This window comes from Candidatus Finniella inopinata (assembly GCF_004210305.1).
Lineage (GTDB): Bacteria > Pseudomonadota > Alphaproteobacteria > Paracaedibacterales > CAIULA01 > Finniella > Finniella inopinata_A.
This window is the reverse complement of the sequence record NZ_SCFB01000005.1, coordinates 139,482-158,176: the sequence shown is the minus strand read 5'-3', so window position 1 is coordinate 158,176 and position 18,695 is coordinate 139,482. Positions and strand designations below refer to the sequence as shown.

Here is an 18,695-nt window from a genome sequence, read left to right as displayed (position 1 = left end):
AAAAAAGAATAATAACAACGGATAGAACAGCAGAAAAGCCGAATAAAAAATTAGGAAATAATTTTTAGAATACTAAACTAATTTTCAGTGCAATCGCCATGGTGCTGCTGGAAGAGTCAGAGGACGAAGGAGTTGGCTGTCTGCGCAGGAGGATTGCAGGTTTAGCCGGTTGATCAGCGGCAGCTGCGGCAGAGTAGGCCGATGCTGGGGCATGAATGGTAGCAGATGACAAAGAAGCTTCTAAGGTTATTATTTCCTTTTCAATTTTTATTTTCTCAGCGGTATTTCTCTCTATTTGATCGTCAAAATTTCGTGGGCTTTGCTCGTAAGCAGCAGTTCCCTTGGCTTTCATATCTTTATGGGTTAAAAGAATATCATTTAATTCTGAAAGGTCCCTTCGCAGAAAATCCAACCTTTGTTGGATTTCGGTTCTGGTTTTGGTTTTGGGAACACCAACACTTCCCGCCTTTTTCCCCTCTACATCCCCATAAGCTTCTTTAAATGCGGCGCTATTTTCTATGGATTTAACAAAGTCTTCTAAAGCCTGTTCATTGCTTTTCCCACTTTTTTCGCCTGGCATGCTGGCAACGATTTTATCTATAAATTGAGTGTCTTGATGTACATCATTACTAAAACCTTTCACGAATTTATAAAATTCTGGGCGTTGGGTTTGGTCCTTAGTTATTGCCAAAAAACTCACAACAAAGGTGGTCAGCTGGTGATAATAGTCATCTTTGAAATGTGGGCCCTCATCAATACAAACTTCAAAGAGATTCAGAAGATACCCATTTAAAAACTCGTCCTGCTCTTTTTTTTTCTCTCTTTTCGGATAAAGTGTTGACCGAATCAAAGCCTTATAAATAATGCGCCTATCGTCCGCTGTAGCTTGGGAATTGTAATCAATCCCTGTAAAATTATGACCGTCAAGGCTGCCTTTACCTGTGCGGACCACATTATGGAAATATAAAGATGTGTCGTGTTTAGGACTTTTTTTGTAGTTGTCATCGAATGCTTGAATAGCCCTGGTCCCAGGATGCAGGTCTGCAGAACCTTGCGCTGCATTGAAAGGTACGCCCCCCATAAATGCGAAACAAAGGACAACAAAAAACACATTATTTGTTGTCATGTGAATAGACAGCCTAAATAAAAGTCAATAATTTAGACTATACATTTTAGTTGTTTTAGGTCAAGAAAAAAACGATTTACAAATCGGGCCGTCTATTTAAATAGTTAAGAACTGACTAAACCTCAACAGATTTTCTGTTAATCTCGGCCAGCACTTGATCAAGCTCTTGCTGTGTACATAAACCAACTTGAACAGGATTGTGGGGCTTAATATTGGCGCTGTTCCAGTGAGTCTTGCTCTTAATAGAACGGATCATCGGCTTGGTGGTGCCCAACAGGCGACAAATCTGTGGCTCCGACATTTCGGGATAATATTTTAACAGCCAAGCAATCGCATCAGGTCGATCTTGTCGTTTCGATACGGGGGTATAACGCCCCTTTTTCTTACCCAATATGTTGTCAGCATCAACTATGGGACGCAAGGAAAGTCGCGCTGTAGGATCATTTTCGCACCGTCTGATTTCTTCCAAGGTAAGCTGGGAAGAAGCAATGGGATCAAATCCAACCATGCTAACTGATGACTCGTTATCAGCCAGGGCTTGTATCTCTAGGCTGTGAAACCCGCAAAAATCAGCGATCTGGTCAAAGTTCAACGCTGTGTTTTCGATTAACCAAATAGCCGTTCCTTTTGGCATCAAGGGCTGAGCCATATCAAAATTCTCCTTAGAACTGGGTATATAAGCGATTCGTTAACCCCTTTGTCTCATACAAACGAGCAATTTTCAATCTTTTGTTAAGTTTTTTAACTTACCATTCAAAGTATGTTTACTCACAAACTTCTTAATATTCTTATCCCACCGCGATGTGTGAACTGCGGAGACAGCGTTGACATTGATCATGCATTATGTGCTGTCTGTTGGAAGGAAATAACCTTTATTACAGAGCCGTTTTGCGAAACATGCGGTCAGCCCCTTGAATATGCTACGTCTGGTAAAGGTAATACTACACAATGCATGGTGTGTCACCAGTATCCGCCCCCTTACGATAGGGGTCGTTCCCTTGTTATTTATAACGATGCAGCCAAAAAATTAATTTTACGTTTTAAACATGGGGACTCAACTCATTTGGCCCCCTCCTTTGCCGCCTGGATGAAGACATGTGAGGCTGATTTTTTTAAAGAGGCAGATTATCTGATTCCTGTACCCTTGCATTGGACCCGCCTTTTGCAACGGCGTTATAATCAGGCTGCCTTATTGGCCATGGCTTTTATAAAGGTTATCGAAAATAAGCCTGTTTATGCGCCTTTCATGTTAAGGCGGAAGCGTCGCACCGTTTCTCAAGGGCATAAAACTATTCAACAGCGTCACGAGAATGTGAGTCAGGCTTTTGTTGTCCCGACCTGCTATCAAAACAGGCTAAAGGATAAAGGCGTTATTTTAATTGATGATGTCATGACCACAGGCGCCACCCTTCAGGAATGCGCCCGGACCCTAAAGCAAGTGGGATGCAAAAAGGTTTTTATTTTAACAATAGCAAGGGCGCTTAAGGGGCATTAAACTTCCTTCCGCTGAACTTTCCGAGCTGCCTTACTTCTTCGCCGCAGTCCGAGTTACTTTTTTGGCAGGAATGATCCGCCGGGCCTTTGCCGGCCTTTTTGCTTTTGCATCCACCAGCTGGCAGGCTTTTTCAAAGCTTATGTCAAGAACGCTCTCACTTTTGGGGATCGATGCAAATAAGCTACCGTGTTTTACATAAGGCCCAAAACGCCCAATGCCTAAGACCAGGAGTTCTGATGTTTCTGGGTGCAGGCCGATTTGTTTGGGAAGTTCCTTTAATTTAACCGCTATCTCAAGGGTGATCCCATCCTTATCAAAGCCGGCGGGAATCGACACGCGTTTGGGTTTTGGTTTGGCCGGTTTCTTCTTAGCCGGTTTTTTCTTTCCCTTTTTTGGCGTTGCCTCTTCTTCTGGTGCAGTCTCTTCCTCTGGCGCTGTCTCGGCAATAACGACGTCGCTGCCTTCCCATTCTAAATAGGGGCCATAGGGACCTTTTTTCAACAAAATGTTTTCTTTGGTATCTGGGTCAACGCCAATAAGTTTTGGCTCGTTTGATTCAAAGCCACCCTCTGGCGATTCATCCTTGCTGCTCCCCAAAGGTTTTGTATGCTTACAATCCGGATAACGGGAACAACCCAGGAAGGCCCCAAACTTGCCCAACTTCAAGCTGATGGTGCCCTCGTGACAGCTGGGGCATAAGCGTTGTTCTTTGGGTAAATCTTGAAACAAATACTGGCTGAGATCTTGTTCTAATTTGTCGATCACTTCGGTGACACGCAGGGGTTGGGTGTCCTCGACGGTCTTATAAAAATCTTTCCAGAAGGTCGACATAACCGTCTGCCACGATTGTTGCCCAGCGGATATTTCATCCAGCTGTTCTTCCAAATGGGCTGTGAAATCGTATTCCACATATTTCTTAAAGAAGTGAACCAAGAAGGAAGTTACCAATCGTCCACGGTCTTCAGGTGTAAATTGCTTTTTCTCCAGGCGCACATAGTCACGGTCTTGCAGCACTTGAATCAGAGACGCGTACGTTGAGGGACGGCCAATCCCCAGTTCTTCCAACTTTTTAACCAAGCTGGCTTCCGAGAAACGCGGCGGGGGCTGGGTAAAATGCTGGTTGGGCGTAATCGATTGTTTTTCAATTTTATCATTTTGGTTCAAAGGAGGCAGCAAGCTGTCCCCTTCTGGCGCCTCGGGTTCATCATCCACGCCTTCTTGATATAACTTCAAGAATCCATCAAAAACCTGAGTTGAGCCGGTTGCCCGAAAGATGGTTTTTTTGGCAGCATTGGCCACATCAACGCCCACTTGATCAAAGACAGCGCTTTCCATTTGTGAGGCCAGCGTACGCTTCCAAATAAGGTCGTACAACTTGTATTGGGCATCATCCAAATAGGCGGCTACTTCTTGGGGACGGCGCGACAATAAGGTGGGGCGAATGGCTTCATGGGCCTCTTGCGCGTTTTTAACCTTGCTTTTAAACTGTCGGGGTTGGTCTGGCACGTATTCTTTGCCGTAAGCCTTCAACAAAAACTCTCTGCCTTCTGCGATTGCATCTTTTGACATAATGACGCTGTCGGTACGCATATAGGTGATCAGACCGGTGGTCTCGCCAGCGATGTCTACCCCTTCATATAACCGTTGGGCAATTTGCATGGTGCGGCTGGTGCCAAACCCTAATTTACGCGATGCCTCTTGCTGCAAGGTGGACGTGATAAAGGGGGCCGCTGGGTGACGCTTAACCTGCTTCTTCTCAACCTCAATAACTGTTAAATCTTCTGGTTTGATGGCCGTAACAATTTTGTCAGCAACGTCTTGCGTTGGAATATCAAACTTATCCAGTTTTTTCCCGTGGTGGTGGGTTAAGCGGGCCTGGAAAGCTTGGTTTTTTGGGTTCAACAGAACGGCGGTGATTGTCCAGTATTCTTGGCTTTTAAAGGCCTCTATTTCTTGTTCCCGTTCAACAATTAGCCGCAAAGCTACCGATTGCACGCGTCCAGCAGATCGTGATCCGGGTAATTTACGCCACAACACCGGTGATAGGGTAAAACCCACTAAATAATCTAAGGCGCGGCGGGCTAGGTAGGCCTCGACCAAAGCCATATCAACTTGACGTGGCTGTTTTAGCGATTGTTGAACAGCCGACTTGGTGATTTCATTAAAGACAATGCGTTGAACAGTGGTGCCTTTTAAAACGTTTCTCTCTTCAAGCACTTTTTGAACGTGCCAGGAAATAGCCTCCCCCTCTCTGTCAGGGTCGGTCGCTAGGTAAAGGTTGTCAGCCCCTTTAACGGCTTTAATGATCTCTTTTAGTTGTTTTTCAGATCGATCGTTTGTTTCCCAGGTCATGGAAAACCCATCGTCAGGATTCACAGATCCATTCTTAGCCGCCAAATCACGGACATGCCCGTAACTGGCAAGTACCACAAAGTCATTCCCTAAATAACGGTTAATCGTTTTTGCTTTGGCTGGCGATTCCACTACCACAATATTCTTGCTCAAAGTATCCGTCCTTACAACTTTTGTCGTTTGCTAAGCTTTTTCACGTATCCGCATTTCTTAGCCTGCACCATATAACGTTAAATCTAATAAATCTATCTTAAATGTTTATGTTTTCGATTCTCCCTATCCACTAATAAGGGAATTCATCGCCAGAATCGTAAAAAATGGTTAAAAACTCTTTAACAGCAAAATGTAAGATTATCAAAACAAAAAAAGCATTATCTGCACCTGTAAAAGTTTTTCATTTATGGGGATCTTTTTTTACCGCATCATTTAAGTTTGGAGATTTTAATTTTTTCAGGTTTTATGAGTAACGCGTTCAGACAATTCTTTCCCATCATTTTTTCTTTGTTACTTGGCGCGGAAATTGTGAGGGCTTCAACGGCAGCCCCAGATAACATGATTGAGGAAACAGAACCTGGTGCAGCAAGAGGGTCTTTGAAAGACGCCATCGCCCTTGGTCTGTCATCCGAAAAAAATTTTCATGATTTCGTTTTTTGGGACGACATCAGGCGCAACCATTTGCCGGACCTTGACCCAAGCTTTATCAAGGGTTACCAAGAAAAAAATGTTAAAACCCTGAAAAACGCTGTCCTTCTGTCGCTTTGTACCAAAGACAAAGTACATGCCCTTATAGAGAATGAAATAGTTCTTCAAAAACATACAGAATATCTGAAGATTAATCATAAATTTTATACGCTTGATTTGGCAAAGGAGGTGTTGTGGTATTATATGTTGAAGATAGGGGAACAATGCGCTTTGAAGCGGGGGTGCCTAAAGGCAGCGAAAAAGACCGGCGTTTTTTCAAACGAAGCAACGAATGCATTAATCCATGAATTGCAAAGCCAATCTGTTGAACCAGTCGAGGGCCCCCTGCAAAATGCGATTAGTTGTGCAGAATCTGCAACCTCGAACGATTTTGCTCTTTGGGATCAGGTTAGGCAAACCGTAGCGCCAGACCTTGAAACCAAATATATCAAAGGATACCACGCACAAAATGGTGAAAGTCTAAAAAACGCGATTTTCATATGGCTTTGTATACCTGGCAAAATTGAGTTTGTGTTAAAGAACAAAGAGATATTGATGACTCATAATGCCTTTATGCACCGTATTGACGTCGAATATGCTGCTGATTTGGCCATAAAAATTGTTCGCGGCTATCTTTTTATACAAAGAAATGTGTATACGTCGTCTCTAGCTGAGCTTCAAAATTGTACTAAAGAGAAAAAAAATCTTAAATACAGTATGGAAGAATCCCACAATGCGGGTAGACCCAATATAATTAGAATGCTGAATTTAGGAATATTCGAGTTAATTCACTAGATCATCAAAGCTGATTCTAACTTACAATGCGATCAGGCATGTAATCGACCATACGAGAATGATTTGAGTATGCGTGATAATTACGTTCAGGTTCAGGACTTATGTACTGGAAAGATTAAAGAACATCAGGCAGAGCTTTCCCGCCCAACAACGACATGGCATCGGCAAATTGCAAGGTGGCCAGGCGACGATACAGTTCGTCTTGGCCGATCAGCTCTGCATGGGTGCCAACGGCCCGAACCCGGCCACCTTCCATGACAACAATGCGGTCAGCATTTAAAACGGTGCCCAGACTGTGCGCAATCACAAGGGTTGTCCGGGTTGACATCAAATGGCTTAGGCCTTGTTGAACAGCCTGTTCGCTGGGGGTATCCAAAGCGTTTGTGGCCTCGTCCAACAACAATAGACTAGGGTTTCGTAAAATGGCCCGTGCAATAACGATTCGTTGTTTTTGCCCGCCTGACAGACGAATACCCTTGGTACCGACTTTGGTATGAATGCCGTGGGGCAAGGTGGTCAGAAAATCCTCTAATTGAACACAATCAGCTGCTTGCCAAACTTCCTTTTCAGTGGCTTTCGGTCGCCCATACAGAATGTTGTCAAAAATACTGGCCGAAAATAAAACCGGTTCTTGCGCCACCAATCCAATGCGGTGTCTTAAAGCTTGAACATTGACATCTTTAATATCCACGCCGTCAAAATGAATGGATCCCGACTGGGGATCGTAAAAGCGCATTAACAATGAAAATAAGGTGCTTTTGCCTGCACCCGGTGGCCCGACAATGGCCAATTTCTCTCCAGGCGACACAGATACTGTTATCTGCCCTAACACAGGTCGATCAGGGTATGATGGATAAAAAAACGACACGCCGTGAATGGCAACGGTACCAGTTGAAACGCTGGGCAAGGTGCGTGAAATAGACTTCTCATGGAAAGCAGGCTGAATGGATAACAACTCCAACAACCGCTCAGCGGCCCCAGCGGCTCGATGCAAGTCACCCAAAATTTCACTGAACGATCCAGCTGAACCGGCAACCACCACAGCATAAAAGATAAAGGCTGACAGTTGGCCGACGGTCATTTCATTCTTTGAAACTTTGGTAGCCCCCAACCACAAAACCCCAGCAACCGCCAAAAACACAACGACAATCACAACGGATGCTAAAAGAGATCGTGCTAGCGTCCGTTTGACGGCAGCGACAAAAAATTTTCGAGAAGTGTCGCGAAAAACTTTTCTATCATGGTCTTCATGGGTAAAGGCCTGAACTGTGCGGATGTTATTCAAGCATTCATCAATATAACCCCCTAAATCGGCAAGCCGGTCTTGGGCCAATTTGGAAAAACGGCGAACGCGACGACCAAAAATGCGGATGGTAAGAATAACCAAAGGAACAACCAACAAAGACAGAAAGGTCAACCATATTGAGGTGACGACCATCATCCCCAAACCGCCGACGAACATCATCGTATTTCGAATGGCAAGGCCAGCTGATGTTCCCAACAGAATTTGAATCAGGCCAGTATCGGTTGTTAAGCGCGATATCAACTCGCCAGCTCGCGTGTTCTCAAAAAAGCTGATTTCTAATTTTAAAAGATGCTCAAAAAGATGTTGGCGAAGATTACCGGCAACCCTTTCGCCCAGCCAAGTTACATAATAAGTTCTGCCAAAACTAGCCAAAGCCAGCAATCCAATCAGCACAAATACTACCAACAGCAGGCTTAATAAATTTTGATGGGGTTGATTCAAAAACCCCTGATCAATAAAATGTCTCACACCAGTGCCAAGTGCCAAAACCAGAAAGGCCGCTAGGGCTAAGGCCAGTAGAGCTAGAAAGATTTGACGGCGATAAGGCGAAAAGTAAGGCTTTAAAAAAGCAAGTTGTTGGAAACTGTTCTTATGGGGGCCTAGTTGCACGTCAATGGGAACCCTTGAAGGGAACAACCAAAGGCAGCTAATTCGTTGTCCAGTACAGTCAGTAAAGTCTGATGGGTGCGGGTGCAAACCCACCCTGAATCTTGATAAACAAAATGGTGGGCGCCTGTCGAAGGCGATGACAACCACAGCTGTTTTGCAACCCCATGGTAATTCAAAAGGTACTGACCGGTAGGGACGATAATCGAAAGGCCTTCTGAAATTTCATCCACATCCAGAGCCTCAAAAGACATCAAAACGTCTGCTAAGCACGCCAGAAATTTTTCAGCTTCATTCTTCGGGGTCATGCGACCAAATTCTGTCATAAGATGTGGTGGAGCCGAGGGGAATCGAACCCCTGACCTCTACAATGCCATTGTAGCGCTCTCCCAACTGAGCTACGGCCCCTAATAGAAATCATTTAATCCCAAATAAGCTTTTTCCTCAAGCTTTTTCTTAATCACCCCCCTGCCTCAGCCGATATAACACATCCAACGCCTCTCGGGGGGTTAGACTATCAAGGTCCAGCGCCTTAAGTTCCTGCTCCACCTTTGAAACAGGAACAACGGGCTTAGATAAAGGAATAGTTAGTTGGCGCTGGGCAGGCTGCGGCTGGCTTTCAAAAGTTTCCAACAATTGCTGAGCACGAGTTACAACGTTGGCTGGTAGGCCAGCCAGGGCCGCCACATGCACCCCATACGACTTATCGGCGCAGCCACTGATCACCTGATGCAAAAACACAACCCGACCCTGGTCTTCTTGAATGCGCATGGTTAGACAGTCCAAGTTGGGCAGCGTTTCCGTCAGGCGAGTTAATTCATGATAATGGGTGGCAAATAATGTGCGCGACTGGTTTTGGTGGTACAACGCCTCGGTCACGGCCCAAGCAATTGCCAATCCGTCATAGGTGGCAGTTCCCCGCCCGATTTCATCTAAAATCACCAATGAACGCGCTGTCGCCTGATGCAAAATCGTGGCGGTTTCGACCATCTCAACCATGAACGTACTTTGCCCTGCTGCCAAGTCATCGGCGGCCCCAACGCGGCTAAAGATCCGATCAACAACCCCTATATGAGCCGCTTGGGCTGGCACAAAAGAACCCATCTGAGCCAAAATCGCCACCAACGCATTTTGGCGCAAATACGTGCTTTTCCCCGCCATGTTCGGCCCCGTTATCAGAAAAAGCCGCCGCTTATCATGGAAATGGGTATCATTGGCAACGAATGTATTATCCTGCAATGCTTGTTCAACAACTGGGTGACGGGCCTGGGTCAGTTTGAATGTCAGAGATTTGTCAAGGATGGGACGCGTGTAACTCCGCTGGCTGGCGACCTCTGCCAAACTGCATGCCCCATCGAACCCCGCCAAAGCATTGGCCAACGCCAGCAGGGGTTGATGATGCGATTGGATGGCCTGCACAAGTTGCTCAAACAAAGATAACTCCAAGGTCACGGCCTGACTGGCCGCCGACTCAATGGCCTTTTCCAACTCGTTCAGCTCCACGGTTGTATACCGCAGGCTTGAGGCCAATGATTGCCGATGAATAAAATCCTGTGGCACCTTGGGCGCGTGGCTGGGACTAATGTCGATGTGATACCCCAGCACATGATTGTGACGAATCTTAAGGGTCGCAATGCCTGTATTTTGAATATATTGCTGTTGAAGGTTTTGAACTAACTGACGGCTGTTGTCGCGCAATTGGCGAAAATGATCCAGTTGCTGGTTGTAGCCTGGCGCCGTAAACCCTCCATCGCGGGCCAACAGAGGCAATTCATCGCTTAAAGCCTGACGAAGTAAGTCATAAATATCTGCATGCCCACCTAAAGCCTGCACCCACATTTTAAAAGGATGATCCCCTTGCCAAAAGCTTTCCAAAGTCAAAGCTTGTCGCACCGTTTGCCTCAGCGCCCCTAAATCGCGCGGACCACCCCGCCCCATGGAAAGGCGTGTTAACGCCCGTTCCGCATCTGGGCATTGTTTTAACAAATCGCGAACTTGATGCCGTAAATCAGCATGATCCATAAAAAACGCCACTTGATCAAGACGTTGGTTGATGGCATCCACATCCAGCAAAGGCGAGCTTAACTGTTGCGCCAACAGGCGCGAACCGGCCGCAGTCACCGTGCGATTGATGCAGTCCAGCAGGCTGCCCTTATAATCACCATTTTGGGTGCGGGTTAATTCCAAACTGCGACGGGTGGCCGTATCAATCACCAAAAAGCTTTGGTCCAAAATTAGGCGCGGGGGTTGAATATGGGTTAACGTTTGTTTTTGGGTAATGTGCAGGTAATCAACCACGGCTCCGGCCGCCTGCCATTCGCTGGGGTTTAAATCACCAAACGCCTGCAACGTTTTCACCGCATAAAGCTTTTCCAAACGGTGACGGGCATTTTCCAAATCAAAACGTGCCAGCGGCAAAGGACTCAGCTTCTTTTTCCAAAGGCCAAAGGTTTCAAACAAATCAGGGTGCTGCAACAGGGAATCAGGCAGCACAATCTCGGCCGGCTCAAGGCGTGCCAAGACCGTGGCCAGATTTTTAGGATTTGTACTTTCCACCGTGAAGTAACCGGTGGATAAATCAACGGCCGCCACGCCGACGGTGTTTTTGTGAACAGGCGAAAGGGCAATCAGAAAATTATAGGTTTTGGTGGGTAAAAGACCATCTTCCGTTAACGTTCCGCTGGTGACAATTCGCACCACATCCCGCCGAAGCGGCCCCTTAGCGCCCCGTTCTTTCGCAGCCTGGGGGCTTTCCAATTGTTCGCAAATGGCAACTTTATGCCCCTTTTGAATAAGCTTGGCCAAATACACCTCGTGTGAATGGACCGGCACGCCACACATGGGAATATCTTGCCCATCGGTTTTTCCCCGTTTGGTAAGCGCAATATCCAGATCCGCCGCGGCTGTTACCGCATCATCATAAAATAACTCGTAAAAGTCGCCCATGCGATAAAATAACAAGGAATCTGGATGTTGTTCCTTGACCCGCCAGTACTGTTGCATCATAGGTGTTGGTGATTCAGAAGAAGACATGCAATTTTCCAGGACAGTTTTTATGCTACAATATACCCCATTCAAATGATTTCCCAGGGTTCTTCTTTACTAAAAGCTGCAGAAAATTTTCCTTATGGAAACTGTACCACTTTCAAATGATTTTGCGGGAATTTTATGGCAGAGTTTTTGCGCAGAAACCAGGCGAAAGATCCGCGCATAGCCAGCTACATAAGGATTTTGAGCCGAAGCTTATGCGCAAAAAATCAAACAGAAAAACTCGCAAAATCATTTAAAAGTGGTATGTACCTCTCTATAAATTCTTAAGAATTGCTGGCGTCAGAAGGGATGGAAGTTTTTGAGCTGGACAACTATGCGCTTGAATTATATAAAATTTTTGCTAAAATCTCAACGATAGGCTTAGAGTGAAGAAACACAGAGCCCCAAAATCACAAAAACAAGGGGAAATATAAATGAAAAATCCAACAATCAAGAGGAAGAATCACATGAAGAAGTTATTTATTGCATCTTTCTGTGGCCTTTTGTCCGTAATGACTTCTGTGACATTTGGATCTGATATGACGGATGGTGTTGACGCACTCTACGAGAAGGGAATTGCTTTACGGAATGCTGCAAACCTTTCTGAGGCGAAGGAATGCTTTCAGAAAGTGGTTACCTTGTCTGGTCATAAACATGCCAATGCGATGCATAATGTTGGTGTAATTCTTTACAAAGAAAAGGATTACAAAGGGGCTGCCGCACAATTTAAAGCAGCAGCAGAATTAAAGTCTATGCCATCTCAGCGTACTTTATGGCGCATGATTATAGCCAAAGAGATTGAGTCAAAGATTGAGGAACGTTTCCTTGCGATTTGTGACTTAAATGGTTATCTCTTGCCTTTAGAAACAGAATCTTTGAGTTTTAATTTTCAGACTGAATCTTTTAAAAATGCTGGAAGTATGAGTTTGCCAAGCATATATAGTGAGGAACTGTTCGACAACACAGGAACAATAACCGCCGACATTATTTGGGTGGAGAACGAGATGGGACTCATTAACTTGGGAACTGTAAAAACAAAGCTGATGATTGTAGGAACAAAGAAAGTTATCTGATCTTTCGCACTTCTTGGCGCACGCATGAAAAGGCCTCTGAGTTTAGGGTTCATCAATTCCTATTCTCAAGGCCTTTTTCTCGTTTGAAAAGGGGCATAGCTCACAGCACTTTTTTAATTAGTGCCCTCGCCCCCAAACATCTTACATCTGTCTAGACTTATTCAATACCACAGGATCATTCCTGTGCTAAGTATGATGACAAATCTTATACCACTTTCAGATGATTTTGCGGGAATTTTATGGTAGAGTCTTTGTGCAGAAACCAGGCGAAAGATCCACACATAGCCAGCTATGGAAGGATTTTGAGCCGAAGCTTATGCGCAAAAAATCAAACAGAAAAACTCGCCAAATTAATTGAGAGCGGTACAGTTAACACCTTGGAAGTGAAATGAAAAGAAACGTCTTAATCATTCTATTGTTTTTAGTGATTCCCTGCGCAGCAGAGCAGAATCCCGCACCAATTCTGGCTCTGAAAGTTCAGAGTTTTTTGAACGGCATTAAATCGTTGGTAGCGGAGTTTGTCCAAACCAACTCTGACAAAAGCCAAGTCAGTGGAAAAATTTGGCTGAAGCGGGATGCTAAAGCCAATGGAAAGATGCGCTTAGATTATGAATGCGAGGTCGGACAGACACTGATTGCTAACAAGGACGAGCTTGTGGTTTATGACCTGAATGACAACAGCGAAAGTCGTTACAATCTTGACTACACCCCCGCTGCCTTTATCTTAAAGCCCAAAATTGACCTGAAGAGGGATGTGACCGTAGAAAAGGTCGTTCAAACGGCCGAGTTTATTGAAGTTGTCATGACGCCAAAAGGGGACGCAACGGGCCAGTCCTTGACCCTCTATTTCAGTATTTATGCAAACGGCAACGTCAAAGGGTTGCAGCAATGGGTTGTGAAAGATCCCCAGGGGAATGAAACGTTGGTGCAATTTGTGCCTGAAACAATCTCGCTGAACGATCCAGGACATATCCCCGACAGCTTGTTTGACGTGTCCCCCTTGAAAACGTAAAATGCTCGGGGGCCCCAACCTTTTTCGCTTGGCTGTCACCGGGGAAATATAGTATCCATGGGCCATGATTGATCTAGAACCAAACCTCATCCAAGCACAACAATTCTTGCGGAAATGGCTGAGCCGTTACCCTTATAGCTTGTCTTTTGTCTTAGGCGCCGCCGCCAGTCTCGCATTCGCCCCCTTGCACCTGTTTTTTATACTGATCCCTTGTTTCTTGGGCCTATTAACCGTCCTGGAAAACAAGACCATCAAACAAACCTTTTTAATGGGTTGGATGTTCGGTTGGGGGCATTTTTCTGGGGGATTGTATTGGATTTATTTCGCCTTTGAAACGGCCAATCTAACTTATTTTGGCCCCTTGGCTGTAGTCGGATTAGCCGGCTTAATGGCTATTTTCCCAGGACTTGTTTGTTTCTTGACAGCGCTTTGGTCTTGTCCCCCTCTTCAAAAGGTGTGGTTGTTTTCAGCCCTTTGGGCCTTAATGGAATGGCTTCGAAGCTATTTATTTACAGGCTTTCCTTGGAATTTAATGGGCTATACCTGGACGCTCACCATGCTGCAATCAACGGCCTGGATTGGTGTTTATGGATTGTCGTTCCTGACAGTTTTGGCGGCGTCTGCTTTGTATAGTCGATCTTTAAAAATGACTCTCAGCATGGTTTTCGTTATGGCTGGGTTATGGGTGGGCGGACATTATCGTCTGACCCACACGCCGACCCTTGAGCATGAAGATATCAATCTTCGCCTAGTCCAAGCATCCATTCCTCAGCGAATGAAATGGTTGCCTCAGGAACGGGTAAAGAACCTTTTGCTTTATCAAAGTCTTTCTCAGCTGGCGGCTGAACGGCCCCTAAAGGCTGTTATTTGGCCAGAGGCGGCGGTTACCATTCCTTTAAATCAAAATCCTTCTTTAATCGATGGTTTGAAAACGTCTATTTCGAAGGATGGGGTCCTTATCACCGGCGGCATTCGGGTCATTTATGAACCAAATGACACCCCTGTCGTTTATAATTGCCTGTACATTCTTGATGATCAAGGCATCATTACGGACAGTTATGACAAATACCATTTGACCCCTTTTGGTGAATATGCGCCATTTAAAAGCCTAATAGGCATTGAAAAGTTAACCCATGGCGCATTTGACTATCAGGGCGGCGCGCAACTAAGGGTTTTAAGCTCTGCCCATCTGCCCCCCTTTCAGCCGTTGATCTGTTATGAAGGAATTTTCCCCCAGTTGGTGTTGGGACCCCGTTTCAAGGCGCAATGGCTGTTAAGCTTAACGAATGATACGTGGTTTGGACAAAGTTTTGGCCCCTATCAGCATCTGGCAATTGTGCGGGTCCGAGCCATTGAACACGGAGTACCTTTGATAAGGGCGGCGAATAATGGGGTCTCTGCAGTTGTTGACCCTTGTGGCAGAGTTTTGCAACGCCTAGAACTTAATCAAATTGGCTATATTGATTTCGCATTACCAAAGGCCCTTGTAAACCCAACTTTTTACAGCCAGTGGCGTGAAATCCCTTTCATCCTTATGATCCTTGTCGGTTTGTGTGTGCCTTTTTTAGGATGCAATCCTCATCGACGTCGTTCTTTCAAAAGCCTCTTCTGAAAGCCTTTGATAAGGTAATAGCCTTTTTAAGGCTTGCCATTCAATATCGGCATTTTTAATGTTATGCATCCCCGTTTCATGGACCACTTTTTGGCAAACTTCGTGCGACGGTATCGATAGCTTTAGTCCCATGGATAAGGCTGAAATCTGCACCTGGGCGGCTTTCTCAAGGGTATACATGGTTGTGAACGCTTCGGCCAAGGACTGGCCAGCTGTCAAAAATCCGTGATTACGAAGAATCATAATGTTTTTATTGCCAAGGTTTTCGACCAATTGTTGCTTTTCTTCATCATGAATGGCAATCCCCTGATAGTCATGGTACGCAATTCTTCCATAAAAATGACAGGCATGCTGACTGATGGGCAAAAGCCCTTCTTCTATGGCTGCGATGGCCATTCCGTTAACCGTATGCAGGTGAACAATCGCCTGAACTTCTGGCTTTGCTGCATGAATGGCACTGTGCACGACAAGACCGGCTCTGTTCACTGTATAGGCGGTTTCGCTGAGTATTTCGCCTGTTACAGAAATCTTGATAAGATTTTCTGGGGTCACTTCATGAAAATGCAGACCAAAGGGGTTAATTAAAAAAGCATCCGCTTCGCCTGGAACACGCAGAGAAATATGAGTGTAAATTAAATCCGTCCATTCCAACAAAGACGCCAATTGATAGGCTGCTGCCAGCTCTTGACGCATTTCCCATTCAGCAGTAGAAAAACCATGATACGTACCCATCAAAACTTTGCCTTTCAAAATTTGAAGCTGTTACTGGTTTACAGTTTGGCAAAGGAAACGTTAATAAATAGTTAATTTTATATAAATTTTATAATTATTTTTTGCAACTTCTTTCAGCCCTGTTAACTTATTGTTAACTAAAAAACATATATTCAAATTTGACCTTATATTACGTATTTGTAATTAATTGGGAGGTGAAAATGAATATTAAATCAAAATGTGTTTGTGCCACTTTGGGATTATGTGTCATTTTGGGGCTTTCTTTGAATCAGTCCTACGCCAGTGTATGGTACCGCTCACCTGACGGAGAGCCAAGGTTCCGAACCAGGCAAGACTATATATCTTATGAACAGGCCAGGGGTAATTATAAACACGAACCAGATGTCTTGGATGTTATCATTAAATTTTTCGTCCCCACAGCTTTAGCAATGGCAGCTGTCAGCGCATCTCCGTCGGTTCCCCAAAAAAAACGGGTTTGTGGTATTTTTTAACAAGAGGGGCAGACCTGTTCAACGATAAGTGATATAGGTAAGAACACAATTGTTAAAAAAGGTTTTTCTTGTGTTTCAAACTCTATCGCAGCGTTTATCAGCGGTTTTTGAGAAACTGCGCGGTCGTGGATTTTTAAGCGAAGATGATGTGAACGCAGCCTTGCGCGAAATACGCATCGCCCTTTTAGAGGCTGATGTAGCCTTGCCAGTCGTCAAACAGTTCATTGAACAGGTTCGTGAGAGAGCTGTAGGGCAAGAGGTTGTGCGCAGTATCGCACCCGGCCAGATGGTTGTTAAAATCGTTCACGACTTTTTGGTTGAGATGCTGGGCACAACGGCTGAGCCTTTGAACCTGGCCGCCGCATCGCCGTTTGCCTATTTACTTGTTGGGCTGCAGGGGTCTGGGAAAACAACGACCACAGGCAAATTAGCACGGCACTTGACCGAGAAGTTGAACAAAAAGGTTTTATTGGTTTCTTTGGACGTCTATCGCCCCGCCGCCCAGCATCAATTGGAAGTTTTGGGCAAGCAGCTGCAAATACCAAGTCTGGCGATTATAGAAGGCCAGAAACCTTTGCAAATTGCTGAACGAGCATTGCAAGAGGCGAAACGTCAGGGCGTCGATGTTATCTTGTTTGACACCGCTGGGCGTTTACACATCGACGAAACCCTGATGAACGAAGTCGTCAGTCTGAAAAAAATGATCCAGCCCTTAGAGACGCTTTTGGTAGCCGATGCCATGACCGGCCAAGATGCTGTGACCATTGCCACCCAGTTTCAAAATCAAGTTGGCTTGACCGGATTAATTTTAACCCGTGTTGATGGTGACAGTCGTGGTGGCGCCGCCCTGTCCATGCGAGCCGTCACAGGGTGCCCTATTAAATTCTTGGGCGTTGGTGAGAAAACCAACGAATTAGAGGTTTTTCAACCCGACAGAATCGCCGGCCGCATCTTGGATATGGGCGACATTGTCAGCCTGGTAGAACGGGCAACTGAATTCGTTAACGAAGAAGATGCTGAAAAACTTGCAAAAAAGATGCAAAAAGGGCATTTTGATTTGGATGATATGGCTAAGCACTTAGAACAAATGATGAAGATGGGTGGTTTGTCCGGCTTGATGAGTTTTTTGCCCGGTGTGGGTAAGATAAAAGACAAAATGCAAGAAGCCGGCGTGGACGACCGACTTATTCATCGGCAAATTGCCATTGTAAGATCTATGACGGTTAAGGAACGACGGGATTACCGCCTTTTAAATGCATCCCGCAAGCGCAGGGTGGCACTGGGTTGTGGTCAGAACGTTTCGGATATTAATCGTCTTTTAAAGCAGTTTCAACAGATGCAAACGATGATGAAACAGATGGGCAAATTGGGGCAAAAAGGATTTATGCGTCAAGGGTTAAGGGGTCTTTTGGGACGGTCTTAAGGAATAATGAAAACAATTAAGGAGTTAGAAAACACATGGCATTGAAAATTCGTTTAGCACGGGGTGGGTCAAAAAAACGGCCTTTTTATCGTATTGTTGTGGCAGAAGCCACCTGTCCAAGGGATGGTCGTTTTGTAGAGCGCGTTGGTTCCTACAATCCGATTTTGGCATCTGACCATGCTGACAGAGTCGTTTTAAATACGGAACGCGTAAAATATTGGATGTCTGTTGGCGCACAACCGACAGATCGCGTTGTTAAGTTTTTTAAAGGCACTGACTTGGTCGCACCAAATGCGGCTGCTGTAAAAAACAACCCGAAACAGGCTGCCCCTAAGAAGAAGGCGCAAGCACGCATAAAGGCTGAACAAGAAAAAGCAGCGGCAGCAGCGCAAGCAGAAGGTTAGTTTTTTCTGTGACAGATAATACATCCCCCCAGGCTTTCATATGCCTGGGTGAGATCGTCGGCCCCCAGAGTCTTAAAGGCTGGGTGAGGGTTAAAACCTTAACCGAAAGTCCAGATGATTTAACGGCCTATGGCCCTTTAAGGACCTTCTCAGGTTCGATTGTAGCTTTAAAAATAATACAGGTAAGATCGCAAAGTCTTGTCATTGCCAGTGTTAAGGGATGCGTTGATCGTAACGCCTCAGAATCCTTGGTGGGGACAAAATTGTACGTGCATCGCGACCAGCTACCACACCCTGAAGAGGACGAATTTTATTATCGTGATTTAATAGACATGCAGGTCGTGGATGAACAGGGTCAATTGGTTGGCACTATCCGTGCCGTTGAAAATTACGGGGCTGGCGATTTTTTGGACATCATAGATGACCAGAAAAACGTTTATACGTTACCTTTTAACAAAGAAGCCGTTTTAAGTGTTGATCAAGAGGCCCGCACACTTCACATTAATCGGTCTTTTTTGCTGCATTAACAAGGCAGGGATACAGTTTTTTCCTGGATC

Annotated in this window: 16 protein-coding genes and 1 tRNA gene; 9 read left to right on the top strand and 8 right to left on the bottom strand. The window is 45.3% G+C overall.

The annotated features are described in order from the left end of the window. Positions 1–64: 64 nt before the first annotated feature. Positions 65–1,126 carry a hypothetical protein gene (locus EQU50_RS04355; protein WP_130153925.1) on the bottom strand — a complete coding sequence of 354 codons (1,062 nt, stop codon included), beginning with the start codon at positions 1,124–1,126 and terminating at the stop codon, positions 65–67. A gap of 115 nt (positions 1,127–1,241) precedes the next feature. Next, positions 1,242–1,775, bottom strand: coding sequence for a cell cycle transcriptional regulator TrcR (locus EQU50_RS04350; RefSeq protein WP_130153924.1), 534 nt, complete (start codon positions 1,773–1,775; stop codon positions 1,242–1,244). 111 nt (positions 1,776–1,886) lie between these two features. Between EQU50_RS04350 and EQU50_RS04345 the strand changes: the two genes are divergently transcribed. Next, positions 1,887–2,621 carry a ComF family protein gene (locus tag EQU50_RS04345; protein ID WP_130153923.1) on the top strand — a complete coding sequence of 245 codons (735 nt, stop codon included), beginning with the start codon at positions 1,887–1,889 and terminating at the stop codon, positions 2,619–2,621. A gap of 30 nt (positions 2,622–2,651) precedes the next feature. Here the strand turns inward: EQU50_RS04345 and topA are convergent, their stop codons facing one another. Continuing rightward, entirely contained in the window at positions 2,652–5,126 is a 2,475-nt protein-coding gene (gene topA, locus EQU50_RS04340; protein ID WP_130153922.1) for a type I DNA topoisomerase, read from the bottom strand. A 369-nt stretch (positions 5,127–5,495) separates the two neighbouring features. On the opposite strand from topA, the gene EQU50_RS04335 reads away from it, so the two are divergent. Further along, positions 5,496–6,449 (top strand): hypothetical protein, encoded by a 954-nt coding sequence (locus EQU50_RS04335; protein ID WP_130153921.1) that lies wholly within the window; start codon positions 5,496–5,498, stop codon positions 6,447–6,449. A 115-nt stretch (positions 6,450–6,564) separates the two neighbouring features. Here the strand turns inward: EQU50_RS04335 and EQU50_RS04330 are convergent, their stop codons facing one another. The 4 genes from EQU50_RS04330 to mutS form a co-directional block, all read right to left on the bottom strand. Beyond that, complete coding sequence (locus tag EQU50_RS04330; RefSeq protein ID WP_130153920.1) at positions 6,565–8,364, bottom strand: ABC transporter transmembrane domain-containing protein; 1,800 nt, start codon at positions 8,362–8,364, stop codon at positions 6,565–6,567. Then, positions 8,355–8,687, bottom strand: coding sequence for a frataxin domain-containing protein (locus EQU50_RS04325; protein WP_130153919.1), 333 nt, complete (start codon positions 8,685–8,687; stop codon positions 8,355–8,357). Before EQU50_RS04325 ends, EQU50_RS04330 begins: the two co-directional genes overlap by 10 nt. 6 nt (positions 8,688–8,693) lie before the next feature. Next, positions 8,694–8,769, bottom strand: a tRNA-Ala gene (locus tag EQU50_RS04320). Positions 8,770–8,817: 48 nt separating this feature from the next. Beyond that, positions 8,818–11,394 carry a DNA mismatch repair protein MutS gene (mutS, locus tag EQU50_RS04315; RefSeq protein WP_130153918.1) on the bottom strand — a complete coding sequence of 859 codons (2,577 nt, stop codon included), beginning with the start codon at positions 11,392–11,394 and terminating at the stop codon, positions 8,818–8,820. Positions 11,395–11,825: 431 nt separating this feature from the next. Between mutS and EQU50_RS04310 the strand changes: the two genes are divergently transcribed. From EQU50_RS04310 to lnt, 3 genes are all read left to right on the top strand, one after another. Then, positions 11,826–12,464 (top strand): tetratricopeptide repeat protein, encoded by a 639-nt coding sequence (locus tag EQU50_RS04310; protein WP_130153917.1) that lies wholly within the window; start codon positions 11,826–11,828, stop codon positions 12,462–12,464. A 388-nt stretch (positions 12,465–12,852) separates the two neighbouring features. Beyond that, positions 12,853–13,476 carry a LolA family protein gene (locus EQU50_RS04305; protein ID WP_130153916.1) on the top strand — a complete coding sequence of 208 codons (624 nt, stop codon included), beginning with the start codon at positions 12,853–12,855 and terminating at the stop codon, positions 13,474–13,476. Positions 13,477–13,540: 64 nt separating this feature from the next. Continuing rightward, positions 13,541–15,088, top strand: coding sequence for an apolipoprotein N-acyltransferase (gene lnt / locus EQU50_RS04300; protein WP_130153915.1), 1,548 nt, complete (start codon positions 13,541–13,543; stop codon positions 15,086–15,088). Here lnt and EQU50_RS04295 read toward each other — a convergent pair. Continuing rightward, positions 15,041–15,820 carry a class II aldolase/adducin family protein gene (locus EQU50_RS04295; protein ID WP_130153914.1) on the bottom strand — a complete coding sequence of 260 codons (780 nt, stop codon included), beginning with the start codon at positions 15,818–15,820 and terminating at the stop codon, positions 15,041–15,043. The genes lnt and EQU50_RS04295 overlap by 48 nt on opposite strands. A 200-nt stretch (positions 15,821–16,020) precedes the next feature. Between EQU50_RS04295 and EQU50_RS04290 the strand changes: the two genes are divergently transcribed. From EQU50_RS04290 to rimM, 4 genes are all read left to right on the top strand, one after another. Further along, entirely contained in the window at positions 16,021–16,311 is a 291-nt protein-coding gene (locus tag EQU50_RS04290; protein WP_130153913.1) for a hypothetical protein, read from the top strand. Between the two features lie 70 nt (positions 16,312–16,381). After that, positions 16,382–17,734, top strand: a complete 1,353-nt coding sequence (gene ffh / locus EQU50_RS04285) for a signal recognition particle protein (RefSeq protein WP_130153912.1) — start codon at positions 16,382–16,384, stop codon at positions 17,732–17,734. A gap of 35 nt (positions 17,735–17,769) precedes the next feature. Beyond that, the gene (gene rpsP / locus EQU50_RS08645; protein ID WP_130153911.1) at positions 17,770–18,138 is read left to right on the top strand and encodes a 30S ribosomal protein S16; all 369 of its coding nucleotides are present in this window, start codon (positions 17,770–17,772) and stop codon (positions 18,136–18,138) included. Between the two features lie 8 nt (positions 18,139–18,146). Next, positions 18,147–18,665 (top strand): ribosome maturation factor RimM, encoded by a 519-nt coding sequence (gene rimM / locus EQU50_RS04275; protein ID WP_130153910.1) that lies wholly within the window; start codon positions 18,147–18,149, stop codon positions 18,663–18,665. The last annotated feature ends 30 nt before the right edge of the window (positions 18,666–18,695 follow it).

Excerpts from the sequence above, each read along its gene's own strand:
- lnt (WP_130153915.1), top strand. The coding sequence starts at position 13,541 with ATGATTGATCTAGAACCAAACCTCATCCAAGCACAACAATTCTTGCGG.
- EQU50_RS04350 (WP_130153924.1), bottom strand. The coding sequence starts at position 1,775 with ATGGCTCAGCCCTTGATGCCAAAAGGAACGGCTATTTGGTTAATCGAA.
- EQU50_RS04325 (WP_130153919.1), bottom strand. The coding sequence starts at position 8,687 with ATGACAGAATTTGGTCGCATGACCCCGAAGAATGAAGCTGAAAAATTT.
- rpsP (WP_130153911.1), top strand. The coding sequence starts at position 17,770 with ATGGCATTGAAAATTCGTTTAGCACGGGGTGGGTCAAAAAAACGGCCT.
- EQU50_RS04310 (WP_130153917.1), top strand. The coding sequence starts at position 11,826 with ATGAAAAATCCAACAATCAAGAGGAAGAATCACATGAAGAAGTTATTT.
- mutS (WP_130153918.1), bottom strand. The coding sequence starts at position 11,394 with ATGTCTTCTTCTGAATCACCAACACCTATGATGCAACAGTACTGGCGG.
- EQU50_RS04355 (WP_130153925.1), bottom strand. The coding sequence starts at position 1,126 with ATGACAACAAATAATGTGTTTTTTGTTGTCCTTTGTTTCGCATTTATG.
- EQU50_RS04345 (WP_130153923.1), top strand. The coding sequence starts at position 1,887 with ATGTTTACTCACAAACTTCTTAATATTCTTATCCCACCGCGATGTGTG.
- EQU50_RS04290 (WP_130153913.1), top strand. The coding sequence starts at position 16,021 with ATGAATATTAAATCAAAATGTGTTTGTGCCACTTTGGGATTATGTGTC.
- EQU50_RS04295 (WP_130153914.1), bottom strand. The coding sequence starts at position 15,820 with ATGGGTACGTATCATGGTTTTTCTACTGCTGAATGGGAAATGCGTCAA.
- EQU50_RS04305 (WP_130153916.1), top strand. The coding sequence starts at position 12,853 with ATGAAAAGAAACGTCTTAATCATTCTATTGTTTTTAGTGATTCCCTGC.